We start from the raw sequence: 23,333 nt of genomic DNA on the forward strand, positions 1-23,333 counted from the left end.
CGGTCGCGGGAACATTGTCGATGCGGATTGACGAACCATCGGGAAGGATGATGCGCTGCCAGACCACCAGCGCGCGGCTTTGGCCGAACGCGACGACGCTATCGTAACTGCCGACCAGCCGCGAGCCTTGCGGGATAAGCAAGCTTCGCCCGGTCACGCTGTCATAGACGTTCTCAGTGATCTGCGCCGTCACCAGCCCTGGAAGCTCCGAGTTGAGGCCCGTTAGCAGGCTGGCCGCGATGACGCTTCCGGCCTGCAAGGTCCAGGGCGAGACGGGCGCGGTCAGCCTGTGCGGGTTCACGTCGCTGCCCTCGTTGGCGCGGCCGACCATCGCATTTTTGCGCTGCTGGGCGTTCGGATCGTCGGCCGCCTGCACGGATGCGGACATATCGGGGGCTGCCTCGGCCGCGACCGCGGTGGGGCGGGCCGCTGCGCTATTGCCCGCGACTTGCAGCATCACGCCGGACTCGCGGGCCGCGCGCTGCTCGGCCGCGAGACGCTGGCGCTCGGCTTCCGCCTCTTGGGCCGCGCGCCGTGCGGCTTCGTCGCCGCCGTCCTCCGGCACCATTTCGAGTGTGCGTTGATGGTTGAGGATCGGCCGCCCCAAATCACCGGGTAACGGCGCGCCAAGCTGCGGAACGTCGCCATAGTTTGTCGGCGCGCCCGCAAGGGCATCGGGAGGTGCTTTCGCTCCGACCAGCTTGTCGTCTGACGGGGCCACCAGGCCAATGCTCGCGGGTTTCAGTGCCAGCCATGCGACGCCGACAATCGCGGTCGATCCGACGGCGGCAATGGTGACGATCGCTCCGCGACGGAAACGAGTCACGCGCCCCGGCGCGGCGCGGAGCACGAGGGTTTCGGGATCGGCCTTGGGCGGGGCGGGCTTCGGCGATGCGTTCTGGGCGGGCGATTCGACGGATTCAGTCACGACCGTGCCTCCGCTTCGGCTGCGCGGTCTCGATCCGCACGACCCTCTGCTTCTTGCCGCCGAGGCGGAGTTCGGCAGCACCGAACAGGCGATCGACGACATAATAGCGTCCGGCCATGCGATAGTTGACAAGCTGGGCCTCGCCGTCATCGCCGATGACGAACAGCGGCGGCGCCTCACCCACGGCGATCGACGGCGGAAACTCGATAAAGGTCTGCCGCCCGTCATCGAACGCGCGAACAGGCCGCCATGCGGTCTTGTCGCCGCTGATCGCATAATTGAAATTGAGCTGTTCGACCGCGAGGCCCGATGCGATCGGCGCCGCCGCTGCCGCTGCATCCTGCTCCCGGCGCAGCGCGATCATTTCGTCGTGCGGGTAAGTCCACGACAGCGCCGCCATCGCGCCGCTCGACCGGCTTTCCAGTTCGATGTGATAGACGCGCCGGGAGGTCGTGATGACGAGGTTCGTACGAAGCCCGGCCGAATAGGGCTTCACGAAAATATGGGTGCGCTGCTCTGCACCGCTGCCGCTGGTCGTGTCGCCGACCGTCCAGCGCACCGTATCGCCGGCGGCAACCGACGTGATCGTCTCGCCCGGTTGTAAGGCGATGTCGGTGATGCGCTCGGGCGAAGCATAGAGCCGGTAGAGCGCGCCTTCGGCATAGGGATAGACCTGCACGGCGCGAACGAAGCCGGCGCTCGACGGCTCGCGCAGCGCGGCCTTGTTCGCGGCCGCCACTTTCGCGGCGGGCTGAGCGAAAGCTGGAACGGCAAGCGCAAAGGCACTCGCCGACAGGATGAGGACGCGGATCATAGTTCGCTCCTTTCGGGGGTCTGCGACGGGTCGGGATCGAGCTGCGGGCCGAGTGCGGGGTCGGCGAACGGTGCCTCCGCCGATGGCGGCGCGACCAGGTCCTCCGGCCTCGGAAAGCGATCGAGGGACCGTGGCACATCGGTGTCGAGTTCACGGCTCCAGTCGATGGCATCGACATAGAGTCCGAGCGGATTCTTGCGCAGCACGTCGGCCGATCGGGGCGGCTTGATCTTGACGGTCAACATCGCGGTCCAGCGCGAGGTGCCGGACAGGCTGCCGCGCTCATATTCCTGTTCGGACCATTTGACCTGAAAGCTGGAGTCCGACGCGCGGACCACGCTTGTAACCTGAACAGAGACGGTGCGGCGGCCGACCTCCGCGAACGGATTGTCGGCGCGGGCATATTCGCCGAGGAACAGCGAGGCGCGTGTCGTCGCGAAGTCGTAGGCCGACAGCCAATTTTCGCGCATCAACACGGGATCGAGCGAGCGCGAGCGGACATTGGCGATAAATTTGCCCAAGTGCCAGGCGATCTGCGGATCGGTCGCCTTATAGTCGGTGGCGGCGGGCGCGACGGCGCGGGCCTCGCCGAGCTGGTCGACCTCGACCACATAAGGAACGACGCGGCTTTGCATCGACTGCCAGATCAGGCCCGACGACAGGCCGATGGTGAGGACGAGGCCTCCAAACGCCATAAGTCGCCAGTTCTTCGCCTGCACGCGGGCGCCGCCAATCCGGTCGTCCCACGCTTGCGCTGCGCGCTGATAGGGTGTCGCGGGTTCGGGCGTCTGTCCGTAACGCTGCACGGTCCTTTTGAATCGCATGACTTAATCCCTTTCTTTTATGTCGGGGGCTGCGCCCGCGCCGCCGCGGTCGCCCGACTGGATCGCGTGGATCGCCATCTGGCGGCGGTGCCGGCTGGTCTGGGTGGCGTGGAGTTTCTGCGCCCATGCGGGCGGGGATGCGTCACCGGCGGCGCTGCCGCTGGCGGCGCTCGATGCGCCGCTGGTTCCGGCCGCCCATGCGGCTTGCTGACCGCGCTCGGCGGCGGCGCGAAGGCCGAAGGCGTTTCGCATCCTGTTGGCGGCAGCGCCCTTCGCAGCGGTCGCCATACCGCCGATGCCGGCGCCCACGGTGGCGGCGCCCGATGTTTCCTGACCGAGCTTGTAGGCAGTCGATGCAGCGCTCCCCATCGACGTGCCGGCGCGCAGCGCACCAAGGCCCGCGCCGGCTGCGCCGCGCGCAGCGCCGAGCGCACCGGCGCCGCCCATCACGATCGTGCCGCCGGCCAGTGCTGCGGTCGCGGCGACCGATCCCGCACCGAGCTGCGGCGCGCCCGCAATCAGACCGGATGCGATCGACGGCGCGAAGATGCCGAACAGTCCCAGCACGAGCGCGGCCAGCGCGAGGCTCATCGCCTGCGCCAGATCGACCTCCTGTCCCTGCAAGCCGTTGATGAAATCGGAGAAGAAGTTGGAGCCGATGCCGACGATGACGGCGATCACCATCACCTTGATGCCCGAACTGACGACCGACCCAAGCACGCGCTCGGCCAGAAAGCTGGTGCGGTTCCACAAGGCGAAGGGAACCAGGACGAAGCCGACGAGCGAGGTCAGCTTGAACTCGAGAATGCAGATGAACATTTGCCCCGCGAGCGCGAAGAAGGCGAGAATGACGACCAACCATGCGATGCAAAGCACCGCAATCTCGATAAAATTGTTGAAGAAGTCGATCGGCCCGACCAACTCCTTCGCCTGCAAGAGCAGCGGCCAGGCCGCCTCGAAACCCGTTCCGGCGAGCCGCCCCGGCATCAGCAAATCCTCGGCGCTGATCGTGCTGCCGCCGGCTGTCAAACCAAGACCGGCGAATGATCGAAAGATGATGTCGGTCAGCGTCGGAAAGCTGTTCAGGATGAGCGCGAAGGCACCGACATAGAGAATCTTCTTGAGGAACTTGGCGATGACATCATTTTCACCGCCGAGCGCCCAGAACAGGCCGGCGAGCGTGATGTCGATGCCGATCAGGATCGTGGTCAGGAATCCCACATCGCCGCCGAGCAGCCCGAAGCCGCTGTTTATGTAGGTGACGAACGCCTGCATGAACTGATCTATGATGTTCATATCGTCCATGTTCGCGGGACTCCTTGGGAATAAGGTCGAAGGGTGTCGCGGGGACCGCTGGCCGGGAGTGGGAGGAAGCCATGCGGCCCCCGCGACGAGACGGCGCTCGCCGGGGAGCTGGGGCGCAGCGCCGCCCCAAGCTCACTGACGCGGCGTGTAAGCCTTACCGTCGCCGAGGAATCGGGTTGCCCGCGCGCGGGCCTCGCGCTCGCTTTGTCCGCGCCGCGCGGCTTCGAGCGATTCCTTGCGGAACTGCGAGGCCATCAGGTTTTGAAGCTGAAATTGCTGCTTGGTCGCGAGCGCGAGAAGCTGGTTCGTTGCCTGCTGCGCCTGCAAGCTGCCTTCGGCGCCCTGGCTCTTGGCGACGATCTCGCTGAGCGCCTGCGCGTCGTCGCGGACATTCTCGACGATGCCGCTTTGGACCTGCATCGTCTGCCGGAACGCGGCCATTTCATTGTCAAGCCGCTGCCTGGCCGCTGCGACACGCTGATCGCGCTCCATCACCTCGCCGACATTACTTGGGAACTGCCTGCGGAATTGCTCGTCCAGTCGATCGACGCGGAAGTCGATGCTCTGCGCCTGTCCCATCAGCTTGTCGATCTGCTGGAGTCGCTGCTGAAGCTCCTGAAGCTGCGGGAAGTCGATGCGGGACAGGTTCTTGCCCTGATTGACGAGCATCCGTGCCTCGTTCTGGAGGCTCTGGATCTGATTGTTGATCTGCTGGAGCGTCCGCGCGGCGGTGAGCAGGTTTTGCGTGTAGTTGGTCGGATCGAACACGCTGATCTGCGCCAATGCCCGTGTCGTGGTCAGCATCCCGGCGCCGGCGATGACGACGCCGGTTGCACCAAGGCCGAGCGCGGATGCGATCAGAAATTTGCGGACGGGGGGACGTCGCATGTTGTTACTCCTTTTCTGCCAGAGGTTGGGCGGCGGGAAATCGGCCAAGCAGGTCGGCCGCCCAGTCGAGGCCGGCTTGGATCAGGAAGTGCGCGGCAAAATCGCTCGCGCCATGTTCGGCGAGGATCGCGTCGATACGCTTCTGCGTATCGGGATCGGACGCGCCGCAAAGGGCGAGCGCGATCGGGCCTAGTCCCAGCTCGAACAGCCGGTTGCCGCGCGCCGATTGGAGGTAATATTGCCGCTTCGGCACGGCGCGGCTGACCAGCTCGATCTGCCGGGCATTGAGGCCGAAGCGGACATAGGCGGCTTGGCTCTGCGGCTCGATCGCCCGGTCATTCGGCAGCAATATCCGCTGTGGGCAGCTCTCGATGATCGCGGGTGCGATCGTGCTGTCGGCAATGTCCGCGAGGCTCTGCGTGGCGAACACCACGGCGACATTGCGCTTGCGGAGAACCTTCAGCCATTCGCGTATGCGCGCCGCGAATAGAGGGTGGTCGAGGAATACCCAGGCCTCATCGAGAATGAGCAGCGTCGGCCGCCCGGTGAACCTCTCTTCGAGACGATGGAACAGATAGGTCAGGACTGGGGCCACGACGCCCGCTTGCCCCATCAACGCCTCCGTCTCGAAGCATTGAACGTCGGCAGTGGCTAGGTCGTCCTCGGCCGCATCGAGCAGGCGGCCGAACGGCCCTTCGAGCGTATAGGGCGCGAGCGCCGATCGCAGCGGCGCCGATTGGAGCAACAGCGACAGGCCGGTCAGCGTCCGTTCCTCTTGCGGCGCGGTCGCGAGATTGGTCAGCGCCGACCAGACGGATTCCTTGACCTCCGGCGTGACAAGCACCTTCTCATGGGCGAGCAAGGCGCCGATCCATTCGCCGGCCCACGCCCGTTCGTCGGCGCGGTCGATGTCGCGAAGTGGCTGGAAGGCGATGGCACGGCCGCCCCCCATATCGTCGGCGCCATCCTCGCCGCCAAGCCCGAGTGCATGATGCGCGCCGCCCATCGCCAGCACCGCGGCGCGCGCCGAGAAACCCTTGTCGAAGATATAGACCTGCGCGCCCGCATAGCGGCGGAACTGCAAGGCCAGGAGCGCGAGAAGGACGGACTTGCCGGCCCCCGTCGGCCCCACAATCAGCATATGGCCCACATCGCCGACATGGGTGGACAGGCGGAACGGCGTCGACCCGCTCGTCTCTGCATAAAGCAGCAGCGGCCCATCCAGATGGGTATTGCGCGCCGGCCCCGCCCATACCGACGATAGCGGCATAAGGTGGGCGAGGTTCAGCGTGTGGACGATGGGTTGCCGGACGTTGGCATAGACATGCCCCGGCAAGCTCGACAGCCAAGCCTCCACCGCGTTGATGCCCTCGCGGATGCAGGTGAAGCCGAGGCCGTTGACGATCCGCTCGACCGCTCGCACCTTCTCTTCGACACGGCCCCGGTTCTCGTCGGCAACGGTGATCGTGGTCGTCAGATAGCCGAAGGCGACATGATCGCCGCCAAGCGCCTGCAAGGCTAGGTCAGCATCGACCACCTTGTTGTCGGCGTCGCTATCGAGAAGCTGGGCCGGCTGATTGTAAATGACCTCGCGTAGCATCGCCGTCACCGACTTGCGCTTGTTGAACCACTGGCGCCGCAGCTTGGTGAGCGCCTTGGTGGCATCGGTCTTGTTGAGGGCTAGGAACCTCGTGACCCAACGATATGAAAAATCTTCGTGATTGAGCGCATCGAGGATGCCGGGCCGGCTAACGCCCGGGAACCCCAGGATGGTGAGCGTGCGCAAATGCTGGTCGCCGAGCATCGGTTCGAGCCCGCCGGTGAGCGGTGTATCGGCAAGCAGCCCGTCGAGATACATAGGCGTCTCGGGCACACTGACGGCATGGCGCCGGGTCGAGATCGTGCCGTGGAGAAAGGTCAGCGTCTCGCTATCATCGAGCGCGCGCACCTCGGGCATGAAGCCCGAAAACAGGTCCAGCGCCCTATCGGTTTCGGCAACGAAGCCGGCGAGTGCCTGCCGCCAGTCACGGCCCTTCACATCGTCGCTGCGCTCGACCAGCGCACGGCCCGCGGTGTCGGCCTGATCGGGCGGCGGCAGGAATGTGAGCGTCACATGGTAGCGGCTCTCGAAATGCGCGCCCGCGCTCTCGAAGGTCGCCGCGCGCTCCTGATCGACCAGCCATGACACGGCATCGGGAAAGTCGCTGTCGGGATAGCCCAGCGCCTCGCGGCGTTCGGCCTCGAAGTGGAGCGCCCAGCCCGACCCGAAACGCTTGAGGACATTGTTTGCCCGCGCGCAGGCCGCGACCAATTCGGATTCGGTCGCACTTTCAAGGTCGGGCCCGCGAAAGCGCAAGGTGCGCTGAAAGCTGCCGTCCTTGTTCAGCACGACGCCCGGCGCAATCAGCGCCGCCCACGGCAGATGGTCGGCAAGCCGGTCGGCGGTGTTCCGATATTCGCGCAGGTTCAGCATGACAGGAATCCCCGCTGGCGAAGATGGCGGGCGAGGACGGGCGCGAAATCCGGATCGCGCTTCGCCGCGAACACCGCGAGCGTGTGGCCGACCGCCCACATCAACAGCCCCGCAATCCATTGCTGCAAGCCGAGGCCGAGCGCGGCCGCGACCGTGCCATTGACGATCGCAATGGCGCGTGGCGCGCCGCCGAGCAGGAGCGGCTCTGCCAGCGCGCGGTGCATCGGCGCCTCGAAGCCCTCGATATGGCTGCCGGCCCTGATCATGCGATGAGCGCCCCGCCGCCGAAGGAGAAGAAGGACAGGAAGAAGCTCGACGCCGCGAAGGCGATCGACAGGCCGAAAATGATCTGAATGAGACGGCGGAAACCGCCCGCCGTCTCGCCGAACGCGAGGGTCAGGCCGGTGACGATAATGATGATGACGGCGATGATCTTCGCGACCGGGCCTTGCACCGATTCCAACACCTGTTGGAGCGGTTCCTCCCACGGCATCCCCGAGCCGGCGGCATGGGCGGCGCCGGCAATGCCGAGAACGAGGCCGACGTTGACGCTGACTGCGGCGAGCCGGAGCAATTCGGGGACGCGGGCGCGAGCCTTTGTCATCCTCGGTGCGAGGGCGCGGACGTGCATAGTCAATCTCCTTGGGTTTCGGGGGTTTGGTCGGGGGTGAGGTCGTGGACGGCGTAACCGCCCTGCGCGTCGAGGCCGGCGACGCGCGCTATGGTGTCCACGCGCCTCGCGAGGCCGCGCCCGGAAATGAACACGATCATGTCAATGGCTTCGGCGATCAGCCGCTGCGGCACGGTGACCACGCTTTCCTGAACAAGCTGTTCGAGCCGATAGAGCGCGGCCGCCGCGCTGTTCGCGTGGACGGTAGCGATGCCGCCGGGGTGGCCGGTGTTCCATGCCTTGAGCATGTCCAGCGCCTCGCGCCCGCGAACCTCACCGACGATGATGCGGTCGGGCCGAAGGCGCAGCGTCGAGCGAACAAGGTCGGCCATCGTCACCGCTCCGGTTCCGCTCGGGCCGACCGAGCGGGTGCGAAGCGTCACAACATCGAAGGCGGCGCATTGCAGTTCGCGCGTGTCCTCGATGATGATGACGCGCTCGTCGAGGCCGGCCATTTCGGCGAGGAGCGCATTGGCGAGCGTCGTCTTGCCCGACGATGTGCCGCCCGCGACCAGGATGTTCCGCCGCTCTACGACGGCCATCGACAAGAGCCGCGCGGTGTTGGCCGACATGATGCCGTCCTTCACATAGTCGAGCAGCGTGTAGATACGCGCAGCGGGCTTTCGGATCGAGAAACAGGGCGCGAGGCTGACCGGCGGCAACACGCCCTCGAACCTTTCGCCCGCGCCTTCGCCGTGCGGAGGCAGTTCGGCCGATATGATCGGCGCCGCCGCATGGGCCTCGGTGCGCGCGTGGCTCGCGACCAGGCGAATGATGCGCTCGATCTGCGCCGGGTCGTAACGGGTGCCGGTATCTATCCGGCCTTCGCCAAGTCGGTCGAGCCGCAACACCCCGTCGGGGTTCACCATGATTTCGATCACGGCGGGGTCGGACAGGGCCGCCGCGATCCCCGGTCCCATCGCGGTGCGGAGCATCGCGCGGCGGCGCCCAAAGGAGTTATCGGCGGAAGAACGCGCATCGCTCATCGTGAGCCTCCATTGCCTTTCGGGGGTGCTGCAAGGGTGCGCTGGCCGCTGGCGAGGGCTTCGCCGACGCGGGTAACGAACGCCTCGAAGCGGTCGCGGCCGATCGCGCGCGCCGCCTCGTCGGCTTCGGGCAAGGGTGCCTGCACCATCAGCTCATAGCGGACGAACAGAGCGAGGCTTTCGAGCAGAATATGGCCGTCGCGCTCGATGCGCCCGAGCGCCATCGACATGCGATCGAGCCGCTGATTGAACCGGTTTTCGAGTTCGCTCGCCGCTTGCCGACTGAGCCATGCGGTCAGCGCGTCGGTCAGGATCGCGGACTTGGACGCGCCTGGCGCGGCAGCCAGCGCCTCGAAGCGGTGGCTCAAGTCCTCCGGCAAGAAGAGCTGGTAGCGGACGCGCCTGGGTTTGGTCGACGCCATCGTCAGAAACTCGGAAGCGTGTCGCTATCGCGACCCTGATTGATGGTGTGGGCGCGGATCAGCGTGCCGGTCGTGCCGGCGCGATCCATCGCGTGCTTGTCGACGACAGGGCTGGCGTCGTCGTTGTCGAGGCCGAGAAGATCGAGTTGCTTGGGCGGCTCCGGCTTCTTTGCCGATTCTTCGCCGAGGCCGGGGTGACGCTGTTGTTGCAAGCCGCCGTCCTCGGCCACGCTGGCTTCCTCGTCGATCGCCGTGAGCCGGATATCGGTTGTGCGAACTATCCCGGTCCAGTCGTCGGGGCGGCCCTTGGGGCGGTCGGGGTAATCGCCATTGGCAAGCGCGGGCGGCGGGACGAGCCGCGCGCGGAAATTGGCGTCCTTGTAATATTGCAGCTTCTTCGCCCGGATCGGGGCCATGCCCGACACAAGAACCAGCTCCTCAGCGGGCGGAAGCTGCATGACCTCGCCTTGGGTCAGCAGCGGGCGGGCCGTTTCCTGCCGGCTGACCATGACGTGCGCGAGCCAGGGCGCGAGCCGATGGCCCGCATAGTTCCGCATGGCGCGCTGCTCGGTCGCGACGCCGAGAGCATCGGAAACCCTCTTTGCCGTCCGCTCGTCATTCGTCGAGAAAACGACGCGGACGTGGCAGTTATCGAGGATCGAATTATGCTCGCCGTAGGCTTTATCGACCTGATTGAGACTTTGGGCGATCAGATAGACCCTGATCCCGTAGCCCGCCATGAAGGCAAGGCTCGTCTCGAAGAAATCCAGACGGCCGAGCGCCGGAAATTCGTCGAGCATCATCAGGAGCTGATGCTTGCGTTCCCGCATCCGGTCGGCATCCAGCTTCTCGGTCAGGCGACGGCCGATCTGGTTGAGCACCAGACGCACAAGCGGCTTGGTCCGCGAAATGTCCGACGGCGGAATGACGAGATAGAGCGAGACGGGATGGTCGCCATCGACCAAATCCGCGATTCGCCAGTCGCAACGCGACGTGACCTCCGCGACGGTCGGGTCACGATAGAGGCCAAGGAAACTCATCGCTGTGGACAGGACGCCCGATCGTTCGTTCTCGCTCTTGTTCAGCACCTCGCGCGCTGCGCTGGCGACGACGGGATGAACCTGCGGCGCCTCTTTGGTGCCGAGGTGATTGGTGGTCATCATCCGGCGCAGCGTCGTAACGAACGGGCGCTGCGGATCGGACAGAAAGGTCGCGACGCGCGCGAGTGTCTTATCCTCTTCGGCGTAGAGGACATGGAGGATGGCGCCGACGAGAAGCGAATGACTGGTCTTTTCCCAGTGCGACCTTCTTTCGAGCGCCCCTTCGGGGTCGACGAGAATGTCCGCGATATTCTGAACGTCGCGAACCTCGTTCACGCCCCGCCGGACCTCCAGCAGAGGGTTATATTTGGCGGAAGCGGAGTCGGTCGGATTGAACAACAGGACGTTGCTGAAGCGCGCGCGCCAGCCCGCGGTAAGCTGCCAGTTCTCGCCCTTTATATCGTGAATGACGGCCGAGCCGGTCCAGCTCAGCAGCGTGGGGATAACAAGCCCGACCCCTTTGCCGCTGCGGGTCGGCGCGAAGGCCATGACATGCTCCGGCCCGTCGTGGCGAAGATAGCGGCCGCGCTGGCGACCAAGGAATACACCCGCGTCTTGGAACAGGCCGGCCTTGTCGATTTCACGCGGCGTCGCCCATCGAGCGGAGCCATAGGTGGTAACCTGGCGCGACTGGCGCGCGCGCCATAGCGACCCGGCGATGGCGGCGGCGCAGCCGAGGAAGCCGCTCGCCCCAGCGAGCATCCCCGCCTTGTCGAATATGTGTGGCGCGTAGGCGTCGTAATGATACCACCACGGGAAGATGGACCACGGCCGATAGACGGGCGTGTCCCCAGCCATGAACCAGGCGGGTCCAAGCTGCGATTGATAGCCGAGCTGCGCCGCACACCATTGCGTCGCGGCCCAGATGCCCGCGATGACGATCGCGAACACGATAAGGATTTGGCCGATCAACAGCTTGGTGGGGGTCAAGAGTTCGCTCCGGGAGGACGGAAGTGTCCAGACCCGGTAAATCGCACCGATCAGCCGACGCGAGACAGTGACGCTAGGATGCTCGGTTCATGCTCCTTCGCCGCGTGCGCACTCAGTAGCAGCTGAGCGGCCAGAGGTTTTGTCGGCTTCGCGCCTGATTTCGGTCGTTCAGCATACCGTTTAATGCGGCCCAAAAGCGGTCGTGGCATCGACCGGTCCACACTCGATTTCCGCCATAAAATTGAGAATTCGCAGCACGGCAGTTTTTGCGAATTTCCGTGAAATTCCCCTTATGCGCATCCTTGAGCGGCACGCCAACCGTCGCGAATGCGGATTGCGAGGCAGCCCCCCGCTGAGGAGGCAAATTTGTGCGTTAGCAATAACGCACATGCACCACGGTGACGCACGTGCGTCCCGTGGTGGACCGTTCGAGCTCTTTGGCCTTGCCCCGACTTTCGATGTCCCGGTTCCAGTCCGCGACCTTTTCAGCAAAGGTCTTTTCCGGCGGCTTGCTCGCGGTCCCGCCCGACCGGACCAGTCCGGCACGCTCCATGCCGGCATAGATCGACTCCGGAACAAAACGACACGCTTCGGTGGGATTGGTATCATAGGCACGGACGAAAAGACCTGGTTCGTGGCCAAGGCTGGTCTTCGCATGCGCATAAAAGGGGTAGCAAGATCCTGGGGCCGACACGAATGTTCGCGGCAGGGCGCGCAAATCGGACAGGATCTTGCCGCGTTGATCGGTTTGCGCCTTGTAGGCGGCGAACGCCGCGTCGCGGCGGCGTGCATCGGCGCCGAGTTGAAGGTGCGTCGCGAGCACGGGGTCGCTTACAGTCAGCGCGCTTGTCTGCGCCTCTCTCAGACGAGTCATGAGCGGCACCGTCGGGCCGAGCCGTTCGGCAGAAACCCATTGCGCGGCGTTGCCCGTTCCCGCTTTCCGGACGGCGAGCCGATAAAATCGATCCGGAATATCACCCCTTGCGTCGGTCGCGCCGCCCTCGATCCAGACATCGGTGAAGGGTCCGACCAGTGCATGACTCATTTTCGCGAGTACTTCCGGCGAATATATTACCTCGCTTCCGCGCTGGATGCGATCGCCAATCCAGTATCGCTCTTCGCCATCAACCAGACGAATGACGACAAAGCCTTCCCACGCTTCGACATGTTTGCTGTCCGTTCGTATCGGATCGAAAGGGAACATGCCGACGAAATCGCCCGGCATTGCTGCGGGACTACCGCTATCGTCTATCGGCCAATACAGTTTGGTCAGGACAGTGCCGAAGCGTCGCGGCGGTATTGGCAATTCGAACAGGAGCGAATTGAACCGGATACTGTTGGTGTCCCGATCATAGCGCTGCACGACGGTCACCGGCGGCAGGGCGGCGGCCACCACCGTCTGATCCCAACGATAGCTCGCAGACCAGGTGCGATCACCCTCGCGATGCCGCACGACGAAATTGTCTGCAAAGCCATGAATGCTGCTTTCGAGCCGGTTGCTGGTCGCGCTTCCATCAACTTTGGTGATTTTGGCATCGCAATCGCCCGTCGCACCGACAACGCAGTACGAATATGTCCCATCCGACTGGCGCGTGCCGAGTACGAGCCGCATGGGAGCTTTGGACCCGAAAGGAAAGGTCTTGAAACTGGCGGCTGGCGGCAGCGCTCGGAATTCGCGCGTCTTGAGGTCGACGAGGCCATATAGTTCATCCATGCGGCGGACGAGCGCGGTGCGCGAGGATATGGGCACTGCCATGCGATAGGCGCGGGGCAGCACCTCCTTGCCTTTGACGTCGGTGATCCCACGCAGATAGACGGCATCGTCCTTTAGCGTCTGATGATGTCGAGTCCCCGGCACTTTCTGGTCTTTGGCGATCGGAACGCCGGACTTGACGACTGCAGCGCGAACGCTCTTTTCCTTGTGCCAGTCTCCCACGCTCTTCAGCACGACCGGGTCGCCACCCGTCGCATCCGGCACGAGGTAGCTATCGACGCGCTCCTTGCCGTTGGCTGGGGCGGCCAGTCCGAGCGAAACTGCCACGGCCGCGGGAATTGTTTTTAATGCCGATGTCACGGAAGGCTCTCCTTAAATTGAACACCTCGCGGTGACGCCCAGTCGCGCCAAAATGGTGTAGTCGTCTTCTGGCCTTGATCCGTGCTCCCGACGTTCGGCGAACCCTGTACTCGCGGACTTGATCGGATCAGTCGAACTTGTCCTGATGACCGCGACGAACGACTTCCGCCATCGCGGGCGTCAGCTTTCGCATCGCCTCAGCTTTCTTTTCATAGGCATAAGCGTTCGGGACTTCAGCCCGGCCGCTTGTCGTTCCGCGCCCGGCACGATACATCGCGGCCGCTTGCACCGCCCCGTCTAGCTCGCCGTGGTCGGCGGCGCGCTTGAACATCTCGAGCGCTTGCGCCTCATTCTTGGTCACGCCGCGCCCGTCGCGCAGTGCATAGCCGGCGGATAGTTCGGCGGGACCATATCCTTTGAGCGCGGCCTTCGCGATATATTCGAAACCGCGCGCGTGATCCGCCGGGAGCTTGCGGCCCGATAGCAGCTCAAATCCGAGGTCGTTTGCTGCGAGCACGCTGCCGTTGGTCACCGCCCGGTCCATATAGAAGATATATTTGTCATAATCGCGCAGCAGCGCCCCGCCGCCGTCATTCCTGCCCGTAAAGTAAAGCGATGCCAGCTTACGGCTAGCAAGATTGTCACCGCGCCCGGATAATTCGGTCAGTATCTCGATCGCCTTCGCGGTGTTTCGAGGCAGCAGATAGTCGCCCTCCAGCAGCTGCCAGCGGGGTTTTTGCGCGTCGGTAATGCCGATCCCGGACCTCCAGTGATACTGAACACCGGTCAGATATTGCGCGGCGAGCAGGTGCGCTGCCGCGTCGCCCGCACGCAGCCGGACGGGGGTGGCATAGCGGATGGCCTTTGCCAGGGCCTCTGTCTTTTCCGTTCGGTAGGCGATGGAGAGTTCGCCCGACTCCTTGTCAAGAAGACCGGCAGCCTCGCGTTTCGTCCGGTCAAATTTCAGTTCGCCCTGATCCTCACAGAAACTGCAATAGTTGGGATCGAGGGCAATTCTGAGGAAGCCTGCCGCCGCCTCGCGATTGCCGAGCACGGCGCCCTTTTCATAATAGGATATCGCTTCGCCGCGATCGCGCGAGCGCCGTTTCATTTTCCAGCTGTAGTCGGGCGATTCCGCAATTTCGCCGACCCGCGCGAACGCCAGCCCGTTGTTCTGCGCCATCGCGAGCGCATAATATTTCAGCATTTGTTGCTGGGTCTTTTCGCGTGCCCAGGGTTCGCCGAGCAGATCGTCGCGAATCCTATCAGCGAAAGCGACCTGCGCGGACGCATTGCCCGCATCGGCGCGTGCCTTGAGCGCCTGAATATCGGCATCAGCGAACCATTTTTTCACCCGCGCCTCGGATGCTTCCAGCGCTTCCTTGGATTCGGCAGCTAGGCCATCCACCAGATCGTCGAGACCGCCGCTTTGGGCAAGGGCTGGCGCGGAGAGCGCCGCCACTGCGAGGATCAGGGTCAGGGGCCGTGCGGGTGAAGGGCAAAACATCATCATGCTCCCGGTTGCAAAGGGGTGGTTGTGAGGGTGCAGGCTTGCTTGTGCCCAAGCCGGCAGGCTTCCTTGATGGACATGCGCGACAGGATTTTGCGAATTGCCATGGAACGAGCTGACCCGCCTTTCAAACCGGTGAAGTCAAGGTTGACGTGCCCGCGCCGCAGGCGTTTTCACTGCCAAGTCGGCAGGCTCTTTGGCGCAGCGCGGGGGCGTCTTGGTCGGGCTGCGCCGACGCGTCGCCGTCTCCGATGATCGTCGCCAGCGTTTCGCACGCCACTGCCCAACCAAGGTCACAGGCGTGGGCGACCAGTTCCACCGACCGGTTCCTATGGACGGGTCCGCCGATGCCCTTTTTGTGCATTACGGCGAAGGCGAAACAGGCCTGCGCGACCGCACCATCGCAGCCTGCGCGCATGAAACGGCGCGCGGCGCTATCGTCACGCGCGCGAGTCGGGCCGTTTGCGTAAAATAAGCCTAAGTTGGCGCAGGCGATGCCGATTTGCACAGCACACGCTTGCTGGAGGATTGTCAGCGCGTCGGGCGCCTTCACGCGCTCCTCGTCTTTCAGAAGAAACGCCAGCAAAGTAATGCAGCCATCCGCGCGAGCGGCAAGGCAATGCGCCGACGCGCGTTCTGCTGCATCACTTTCGTCTGCGAGCAAAGCCGCCACGGGCAGGCATCCTGGATAGGCTTTGCAGTTACAGGCTGTGGCAGCATAGCGCTGAATCGCGCTCATATCCGCGCCGCCCCGCTCCTCGGCGTGCAACAGGGCGGCCGCGTCGTAGCAGGCGATGTCGTTCGGGGTGGCGCGGCAATCTTCGCCCATCTGCAACAGTGCGATCGCGGCAATACCCTCTGCGCTCGCCACGCCGGGGAAGGCTTGTCCAAGCGCCACGCCCATTTTTGCGCACGCGAAATCGCTCCCCGCGAGGCACCCGGTTGCAAGATCGCGTGCGGCGGCCATCAGGTCTTCGCTGCCGTTCGCGTCGTCCAGCTTGGCAAGCCCTGCCATCGTGCAAGAGGGTGCCAGTTTCATGGCGCAGGCGCGGTCGAAACTCTCGATAGCCAGCGTCATCTCGCCCTGCCGTTCCGCGGTAAGGGCGGCCTGGTGCAGCGCGAACGCGTCAGCGGGCTCGTCCGCTGCTGCGGACGCCACCACGGTTGCCGGCGTGAACAGCGCCACCGCCGCGACCAGCGCGGCTGCGAATGTTCTGGCCAAACGATGGCGCGCCGCGCTCGCTGTGGCTGTCAATTGCCGATCCCAAGAAATTGAACCTGCCCCTCGAATTCGCTCATCGTTTCGATGCGACCGACGGTCCTCCTCGCCCCCTCCAAGTCTTGGCCAAACCGGCTGACCGCCGAGCGGCGACGCTGCTTCGTGATCGGGTCGGATCTGGCGGCGGTGCGCCTGGCCCGATGGGTCAGGCGCACCGCCCGCTGACGACTGTGGGTCGCAGATCGCCGTCAGCGATTGCGAATAGAGCCCAAGCCTGCGTGTGGTTCATCCTTCATATGGAGGATGGAACGGAGTTTTTCGATTAATTCGGGGCGGTTGCGCCGATCCGGGCGAGCAGCCCGGCAAGGTCGGACTGTCGTGACGTGCCCGTTTTTTCGAGCACACTGCGAATTTGGCTGCGAACCGTGCTGATGGCGACCTGGCCTGATGCCGCGATTGTATCGGGCGTCTCGCCGCGGGCGATACCGCTGGCAACGCGCGCTTCCGACGGCGTCAGGTCGAAAAGCGACTTCAGCAGCGTGGCTGAGGGCACGCGATCCGACGCGACCGGCACCATCATCAGCAAAGCGTAGGAATCCCCAAAGACATCGTGTGCGCCGCGCGGGACAGGGATCAGATGCGCAACCTGCCGGGGCATTCCCGCCGCGTCGCGCACCGGAAACGATCGCGCGCTGATTTCGGGCGCCGAGGTCAGCGATGCGAGGGCATCGTCGAAGAGAACATCGGCCTGTCTGTCGGCCAAGTGCAGGCGGCCGTGTGCGCCCAATATCACAAGCGAAGACACATCGGCGCCAAGCGGGCTCATCTCGACAACTTCACCGCTGGCGCGCAGTAGAAATGCCGGCAGTTGCATCGCGGTCAGCGCCTCGGCAGCGCCCTGCGCGCGCTTGTGCTGCATGCGCGCGCTGACGAGCGCGCTCCGCGCCAGATGCGGTCGCAGCAGGTTGAGCCGCGCCACGCTTTCAGCCGCGACCGGGCCTTCTGAAAAGGCCCGCTCGACGCTGAAAACGATATTGTCTCCGGTCGGCACCTGGACCCCGGTTCCCGCCGACCATCCCAGCCCGCGCGGACGGAAAAAATCGCGATACACCGGGTCGGCATCAATTTCCTCGTCGCTCCAGAAATCATGCTCCACGAAAAAGGATGGTTCTTCGCGGCCCATCAGGCAAACGCGTCGACTGCATTTGCCGAACCAACCTTCCTCGACATAGGCCGCAAAGACGTCGGCTATGCGCTCGGACGCGGTCCAGTTCAGCGCCTTGCGCGCCGAGAAGAGAAGCCCACCTGCAGATCCCGAGAGCGCCGCCACCTCGTCTAGAACCGCCGGCCACGCCTCGGGCACCACCGAGCATTCGTAAATCCGATCGACTAGTCCGTCTTGCATTTTTGATCCCCGCGAGCAGACCGGGCATTCTCATCACCTCGGTTCAAATGGCAAGAGCAAGGAGCGGAGCCTGCAAGGCGCTTCTGTCCGACCTCGGTTGAGGATTCACATTACCGTCCGCTCCCCCGAGTAGCGTTCGGCTGATATGCGCCCGATGTCGGCCATTGAAGCCGACGCGTATTAGCACCCGTAAGCGGACGCTCGATTTTTCAGCGATCTGACGCTGCGCGCCTAATGTCGGCCATTACGACGATCTCAGATCGTGTTCCAAAACGGAGACCGTCCTTTGGATAGGGACGACGATACTCCTAAATTCTCCACAGTTCCGAGCGTGTTCGAACTCGCAAAAAACCGCCGTCAATGCGAAGATGGAGCAGGAGCCCTACTGGGTTTAGTCTCAAATCAGCTTACTTCTCCGCGGTGCGCTACTGGTCGGATGAACTTGCCTTCGGAAGTCAGGAATCGGACGTATCCGGTTGCGATCGCGGCCGCGACCTTCGCAGGATCTCGAGTACCGTTGACGGCGATTGCGCGGGCATCGACAAAATTACGAACTGCAAATAGCAACGCATGCCCAAAGGCCTCCGGCTCGAACTCCTTGAGGCGAAGGGGCGGCCGTCGAGCGTTGATCATCACGGTCGTTTTGTCGTAGACTAGCGTTGCGAATACGGGCCTCGTTATCAGATCGCGGTTTGCAAGAGCGAACATCGCGGCGATTTCTCGCAACTGGATTTCGGATATCGGTCCATCGATTAGGTCGAGGCGGTCGGACCAAGCACTCTCTGCAGCTGTCGAGTCATTCAGTGTCGCCACGATTCCAATTTTGCCAAGCCGAACGACCACCGTTTGGTCGAAAGTGAAGTCGAGATAATCGTATCCGTCGTTGGTCAGTTCGTCAGCGATCTCAAAAACTCGAAGAGATCCGAGCGCTTCAGGCAACAAGGTCGCCCCGGTATATGGTGATCTGGCAACGGCGTGGAGGTGATGCATGTCGCCCCATTCGTAGATGTCTCCGACTATGTCGGCTCCGAGCCGCGGATCCTTGTGCACCCTTACGGATCGATCCTTGAGGTGGACTTTGAAGAAGAGTAACGACACCCAGGTAAACAGCAACCGCAAGTTTGCTCCATTCAACCGTTCCGCCACCTCAGCGTAGGTTCCGTCCAACAGTTCTGAAACGGGTGTTTCCATCCGTTTCCCCAACAAGCTGTTGCAGTCCACACAACAAGGAATGCGATAGCCGCGGTAATGACGACGTTCCCCGGTCGGCAGCGTGATTTCTTTGTCGAACAGTCCATAGCGTTTCAGTACCCATCGGGGCACGATGTGTTCGTCGTTGAAAGATTTGTCTTGAGGCGATGCACTGCAGACGAAGCAAGCGTCACCCATGACGATTTCATCGATGAAACGCCGGCAGCTGAGCAGAAGGATCCGACCGTCTTGACCCACGATTGATATGTCTGGCTGATCAGTCGCCACAGTTCCCCCGATCCGCAATGCCAGCGCTACCCGTTGCCCCGTCGTGGCGCCCAACAATTTACCTAATCCGCCGGTTACCGGCGAGCTTTGGAGCATCGTACAGCTGCTTCACGAACTCTGCTATGTTTCATGCTCCGTTGCAGCTAACTTGCAAATTCCGCGAACACCTAGGGCGATCCCCATGTATGCAAAATCGTTAGCAGCTTATGATTTTCGCTGTTTCGGCAAGGCGAAACTGGACTTCCAGTATCCGGGCAGAGAGACAAGCGGCGCGTCGGAGCTGAATAACGTCAATCTGATTCTCGGTGATAACGGCGGCGGCAAATCGTCCATACTCCGTGCCGTGGCGATAGCAGTGCTCGCGCCCGTCCTCCAGGAGACAGGCTTTGTTGCATATAGGATGGTGCGCCGCCCCGACTGTAAATCGGCCCTGCTCAGAGTCGATGCCATCTTCGACGGGACGGAGTATTCCGAGACAAGTTTGGACCCGAAACGCCGCTCTTATCACGAGCTCGTTGCGCGGTTCGAGGCACGGGAAAACTCGAATCGAGATCGGCTAAGCCTCGAAAAGACACCCAATACGCCCGTGGCCGAGCGAATATATGACGATTACTCACCCGCGTTCTTCGTTGTCGGCTATGGCGCGACGCGACGAGTCGAAACGAGCGATTACAGCGAGAGCAGCGCCCGCCGGCAGCGGGGATTGCGGTATCATCGCGTCGCAGGGTTGTTCGAAGACCACATCGCTGTGCGACCGCTGCAATCTTGGTTTCCGAAACTGCGTGCCCATCACCGGCAGCAAGCCTTGGGCATTATCAACTCGATCCTACCGTCAAATATTCGCTTCGAAGGGAAATTCGACGAAGGAGACCAGCAGTTCCTTTTTCTATTCGGCGACAATGAAACGCCGTTCTCATCGCTTTCCGACGGATACAAGGCATTCATCGGCATGGCCGGCGACTTGATTGGTCATTTGGCAGATGTGTGCCCGGACGGTGCATCTCTCACCGATATTTCTGGCGTTGTCTTGATCGACGAGATCGATTTGCACCTTCATCCTGAATGGCAACGAACCATTCTTCCAACGCTTGCGCGTTCCTTTCCCAGCCTTCAATTTATCTGCACGACACACAGCCCCTTGGTCGCCAGTGCGGTCCGAAAAGAGAATATCTTTATCACGGCCGATGCCGATGATGGGACCGCCACGGTCAAGCAGATTGAAGAGAATGTCTTTGGGCGAAGCGCAGAGCAGATCCTGCTCAGTTCGTATTTTGGTCTGGAGTCTACGCGATCCCAAGAGTTTGTGTCAGAATCCGAGCAATTGCTGAAAAGCGCAGCATCGGGCGATAAAGAGGCGGCACTCACATTTCTCGACAGATTGGCAGCTCCGGCGTTAGCGCAGCAGGAACTTGTCGGGTTATCGCGCGACAAAGATGACACTGAAGCCAAAGATGAAGGTCGCGAGACCCGCGGCGACGCATAATGATCCGATACGACGTTGGCACTGAAAAACTAGACACCGCCGTTGACGCCATCAGTCCAACTTGGCGGACGCGCGCGGCCGCCCGGACAGCGGGATTCATTGCAGCCGGGGAATATGAAGAAGCCTCCTCGATCTGGAGCGAGGTGAAGCCTGTCTACATGGCTGCTCAGTCGAACAAATGCGTCTTCTGCGAGCGGCAATTCGAAGACGCTATTCACGGCAAGATCGAGTTTGATTTAGAACATTTTCGACCCAAATCATCGATAGCGAAGTGGCCCGATCCCGCCCGACACACCTATGCGTATGATTTCCCAACCGGGGACCATGCGGCAATCGGCTATTACTGGCTCGCGTACGGACTGTCGAACTACGCCGCATCCTGCAAAAACTGTAACACCAACCTCAAGTCGAACTATTTTCCAATCGCCGGAAATCGGGGGACAGCTCAACAGGGCATAACCGCTGAGCAGCCATTCCTATGCTATCCAATCGGTACTTCGGACACCGACCCTGAAGAATTATTGACGTTCGTTGCAACCACTGCCGTTCCCAAAGGCAATACCTGCCATGACCGTCGACGCGGACAGATTATGATCGACTTTTTCGACCTGAACAGAAGAGAGGAACTTCATAGGCAGCGAGCAAATATGATCGTGCTGCTCGGCAGCGCCCTCGTGAATCTTGCAGACGGTCGAGGCGACGAGGCCGACGAACAACTCGCGAGGCGAATTGTGGAAAACGTCTATCCTCACACTAACTGTGTAAGGGCCTTCCGGGCGACATGGGACAGTGATCAAGATTTCGCCCGCCGCGTGCTAAGATCATGCAAGACCTATTATGCGAGCGAGAAAGGCACCGATCCTCCCCAGTTCTAGGGCGTGTGATAGCCTTCGCACGAGCGATCCCTGACCGCGTCAGGAAACGGACCGCATATGATCTAGGAACGCCGAAACTTCATATACCAGACAACGTGATAGCCCGCTTGATCGGTTGGCGAGTTGCTTAGTGTGATCATAGATCAGTTCCACGCGATCTGGATTTGTAAGGCAAAAAAGCACGGCTCCAAGTGCGTGCGGCTTCGTCCCAATCAGCCCAATCTTGAAGAACTGCTCGGCAGGATAAGACGCAACGACTTCAAGAAGACTGTAATAAACGCTGAACGGGCAATTGGCTTTCGCGAATCGTACGTTCTTGTATGCGCCTGAATTTTTGAGTGGAATCTGATTCCCTTGGTAGGTGAAGAACGGGTACTCAGCCCGAAATCCAGGAACGCCGATGATCGGTTCGATGTTGTCGCCTGGCGGCTGCACCTCTTCGAGGAGATGGGTAAAACGAGCGCCCTCGAAACCCAGCAGCGGGACAAGCGTCACATGATCCTCTTCGGGCTCGTAAAGATTGCTGAACTGCGGGATGGGCGAAATGCCAATAATGAGTTCACTGAGATCAAAAAAGACATTCTCCCGCGGCGATGGACTGTAGGCGTAGTTGACGGGCTCGACGTACATGACGTTCACTGGCATCCGCCCCTCAACCGTCTTAAGTATCGCTGGCCAGACGTGGTTTGATAGTCCTGTGATGTCCAAATAGAGCGGTCGACCCCATTTACCTTCGAAGATCGACTGCAGTTCGCCGAAATCGCGCAGTGCGACACGACGATTACCGTCGCTGACGATACGGATGCCGTCTGTTCCATCGGCCGAAATCTCAATAACATCAAGATCTGTTGCATCATTGCGCCATACTTCCAGATTCCTCGAACGGTCTTCCGATCGCGCCCCGAAGAGGTACAGTGCCGATGGCTCTGGACGGAATTGGGAGGCGTCGGGATATTCGAGTGTCAGAAGAGGCCTATTGAGCAGAACCACGGAGCAGGCCTTCAAACAATTGAAGTTGTTGGGGCAGAGGCTCGGCTTCAGCCGATCGGCTCTGCTTGTTCAAAATGCGATTCAGCCCGCGTTGCGGATCATTGACCAGCATTAGGGTCAGGACCCATTGATTTGAGCAGGCCGCTGTGATTCAGGCTCACCGCGAGGAGCCTGAATGATGAGTGATTTGTATTGGCTGACGGACGAGCAGATGGCGCGTCTTCAGCCCTATTTTCCGAAGAGCCATGGCCGTGCGCGGGTTGATGACCGGCGCGTTCTGAGCGGTATCATCTTCGTCAATCGTAATGGGCTGAGGTGGCGGGATGCGCCGAGAGAATATGGCCCGGCAAAGACGCTCTACAATCGCTGGAAGCGGTGGAGCGACAAAGGCATCTTCATCCGCATGATGGAAGGCCTGGCGACACCTCAGGCTCCCGAACGCAAGACGATCATGATCGACGCGACCTATCTCAAAGCGCACCGCACGGCATCCAGCCTTGGGGTAAAAAGGGGGGTCCGGGACGTCTGATCGGCCGCACGAAGGGCGGCATGAACACCAAGCTGCATGCTGTGACCGATGCGAATGGTCGTCCGATCAGCTTCTTCATGACCGCTGGGCAGGTCAGCGATTACACTGGCGCAGCCGCTTTGCTCGACAGTTTGCCCAAAGCGCAATGGATGCTGGCAGACCGAGGCTATGATGCCGACTGGTTCCGCGACGCCTTGCAGGAAAAGGGGATCACGCCCTGCATCCCGGGCCGAAAAATACGGAACAAGACCGTAAAATACGACAAGCGTCGCTACAAACGCCGCAACCGCATCGAGATCATGTTCGGTCGCCTCAAGGACTGGAGGCGGGTCGCTACGCGTTACGACAGATGCCCCAGAGCCTTCTTCTCCGCCATCGCTCTCGCCGCAACCGTCATCTTCTGGCTCTGATCAATGAGTCCTGACCCTA

Annotated in this window: 20 protein-coding genes; 3 read left to right on the forward strand and 17 right to left on the reverse strand. The window is 62.2% G+C overall.

Going from position 1 to position 23,333, the window contains the following annotated elements:
* The 16 genes from VHO04_RS00270 to VHO04_RS00345 all read right to left on the reverse strand — a co-directional run.
* A partial coding sequence (locus tag VHO04_RS00270; protein WP_329626502.1) for a TrbI/VirB10 family protein occupies positions 1 to 1,030 on the reverse strand: 1,030 nt, incomplete at its 3' end.
* Complete coding sequence (gene trbG / locus VHO04_RS00275; protein WP_329626503.1) at positions 921 to 1,742, reverse strand: P-type conjugative transfer protein TrbG; 822 nt, start codon at positions 1,740 to 1,742, stop codon at positions 921 to 923. The genes VHO04_RS00270 and trbG, both read right to left, overlap by 110 nt.
* Positions 1,739 to 2,566 carry a conjugal transfer protein TrbF gene (trbF, locus tag VHO04_RS00280; RefSeq protein WP_329626504.1) on the reverse strand — a complete coding sequence of 276 codons (828 nt, stop codon included), beginning with the start codon at positions 2,564 to 2,566 and terminating at the stop codon, positions 1,739 to 1,741. The genes trbG and trbF overlap by 4 nt, the downstream gene beginning before the upstream one ends.
* Positions 2,567 to 2,569: 3 nt before the next feature.
* Entirely contained in the window at positions 2,570 to 3,871 is a 1,302-nt protein-coding gene (gene trbL / locus VHO04_RS00285; protein WP_329626505.1) for a P-type conjugative transfer protein TrbL, read from the reverse strand.
* A gap of 132 nt (positions 3,872 to 4,003) precedes the next feature.
* Positions 4,004 to 4,759: a P-type conjugative transfer protein TrbJ gene (gene trbJ / locus VHO04_RS00290; protein WP_329626506.1), complete on the reverse strand. Its 756-nt coding sequence runs from the start codon at positions 4,757 to 4,759 to the stop codon at positions 4,004 to 4,006.
* Positions 4,760 to 4,763: 4 nt separating this feature from the next.
* Positions 4,764 to 7,232, reverse strand: a complete 2,469-nt coding sequence (trbE, locus tag VHO04_RS00295) for a conjugal transfer protein TrbE (RefSeq protein WP_329626507.1) — start codon at positions 7,230 to 7,232, stop codon at positions 4,764 to 4,766.
* Positions 7,226 to 7,498, reverse strand: a complete 273-nt coding sequence (locus VHO04_RS00300; protein WP_329626508.1) for a VirB3 family type IV secretion system protein — start codon at positions 7,496 to 7,498, stop codon at positions 7,226 to 7,228. Before VHO04_RS00300 ends, trbE begins: the two co-directional genes overlap by 7 nt.
* Positions 7,495 to 7,836, reverse strand: coding sequence for a TrbC/VirB2 family protein (locus VHO04_RS00305; protein WP_329626509.1), 342 nt, complete (start codon positions 7,834 to 7,836; stop codon positions 7,495 to 7,497). Before VHO04_RS00305 ends, VHO04_RS00300 begins: the two co-directional genes overlap by 4 nt.
* A gap of 29 nt (positions 7,837 to 7,865) precedes the next feature.
* The gene (trbB, locus tag VHO04_RS00310) at positions 7,866 to 8,888 is read right to left on the reverse strand and encodes a P-type conjugative transfer ATPase TrbB (RefSeq protein WP_329626510.1); all 1,023 of its coding nucleotides are present in this window, start codon (positions 8,886 to 8,888) and stop codon (positions 7,866 to 7,868) included.
* The gene (locus VHO04_RS00315) at positions 8,885 to 9,310 is read right to left on the reverse strand and encodes a CopG family transcriptional regulator (RefSeq protein WP_329626511.1); all 426 of its coding nucleotides are present in this window, start codon (positions 9,308 to 9,310) and stop codon (positions 8,885 to 8,887) included. Before VHO04_RS00315 ends, trbB begins: the two co-directional genes overlap by 4 nt.
* A 2-nt stretch (positions 9,311 to 9,312) precedes the next feature.
* On the reverse strand, positions 9,313 to 11,340 hold the full coding sequence (locus VHO04_RS00320) for a conjugal transfer protein TraG (protein WP_329626512.1): 2,028 nt from the start codon (positions 11,338 to 11,340) through the stop codon (positions 9,313 to 9,315).
* A 373-nt stretch (positions 11,341 to 11,713) separates the two neighbouring features.
* Positions 11,714 to 13,414, reverse strand: coding sequence for a hypothetical protein (locus tag VHO04_RS00325; protein WP_329626513.1), 1,701 nt, complete (start codon positions 13,412 to 13,414; stop codon positions 11,714 to 11,716).
* Between the two features lie 127 nt (positions 13,415 to 13,541).
* Entirely contained in the window at positions 13,542 to 14,876 is a 1,335-nt protein-coding gene (locus tag VHO04_RS00330; protein WP_329626514.1) for a tetratricopeptide repeat protein, read from the reverse strand.
* A gap of 175 nt (positions 14,877 to 15,051) precedes the next feature.
* Positions 15,052 to 16,179: a hypothetical protein gene (locus VHO04_RS00335; protein ID WP_329626515.1), complete on the reverse strand. Its 1,128-nt coding sequence runs from the start codon at positions 16,177 to 16,179 to the stop codon at positions 15,052 to 15,054.
* Between the two features lie 286 nt (positions 16,180 to 16,465).
* A complete protein-coding gene (locus tag VHO04_RS00340; RefSeq protein WP_329626516.1) occupies positions 16,466 to 17,506 on the reverse strand; it encodes a helix-turn-helix transcriptional regulator in 1,041 nt (346 codons plus the stop codon).
* 444 nt (positions 17,507 to 17,950) lie between these two features.
* The gene (locus VHO04_RS00345) at positions 17,951 to 19,123 is read right to left on the reverse strand and encodes a hypothetical protein (protein ID WP_329626517.1); all 1,173 of its coding nucleotides are present in this window, start codon (positions 19,121 to 19,123) and stop codon (positions 17,951 to 17,953) included.
* A gap of 85 nt (positions 19,124 to 19,208) precedes the next feature.
* Between VHO04_RS00345 and VHO04_RS00350 the strand changes: the two genes are divergently transcribed.
* The gene (locus VHO04_RS00350) at positions 19,209 to 20,510 is read left to right on the forward strand and encodes an AAA family ATPase (RefSeq protein WP_329626518.1); all 1,302 of its coding nucleotides are present in this window, start codon (positions 19,209 to 19,211) and stop codon (positions 20,508 to 20,510) included.
* Positions 20,510 to 21,385, forward strand: coding sequence for a hypothetical protein (locus VHO04_RS00355; RefSeq protein WP_329626519.1), 876 nt, complete (start codon positions 20,510 to 20,512; stop codon positions 21,383 to 21,385). The genes VHO04_RS00350 and VHO04_RS00355 overlap by 1 nt, the downstream gene beginning before the upstream one ends.
* A gap of 39 nt (positions 21,386 to 21,424) precedes the next feature.
* On the opposite strand, the gene VHO04_RS00360 is transcribed toward VHO04_RS00355, so the two are convergent.
* The gene (locus tag VHO04_RS00360) at positions 21,425 to 22,375 is read right to left on the reverse strand and encodes a hypothetical protein (protein ID WP_329626520.1); all 951 of its coding nucleotides are present in this window, start codon (positions 22,373 to 22,375) and stop codon (positions 21,425 to 21,427) included.
* Between the two features lie 178 nt (positions 22,376 to 22,553).
* Between VHO04_RS00360 and VHO04_RS00365 the strand changes: the two genes are divergently transcribed.
* Positions 22,554 to 23,314, forward strand: a protein-coding gene (locus tag VHO04_RS00365; RefSeq protein ID WP_325029545.1) for an IS5 family transposase whose coding sequence is annotated in 2 segments (ribosomal slippage) — positions 22,554 to 22,878 and positions 22,878 to 23,314 — 762 coding nt in all. Because the reading frame shifts where the segments join, the coding sequence is not laid out codon by codon here.
* Positions 23,315 to 23,333 lie beyond the last annotated feature (19 nt).

Origin of the sequence: Sphingopyxis sp. (assembly GCF_036261875.1) — a bacterium.
Lineage (GTDB): Bacteria > Pseudomonadota > Alphaproteobacteria > Sphingomonadales > Sphingomonadaceae > Sphingopyxis.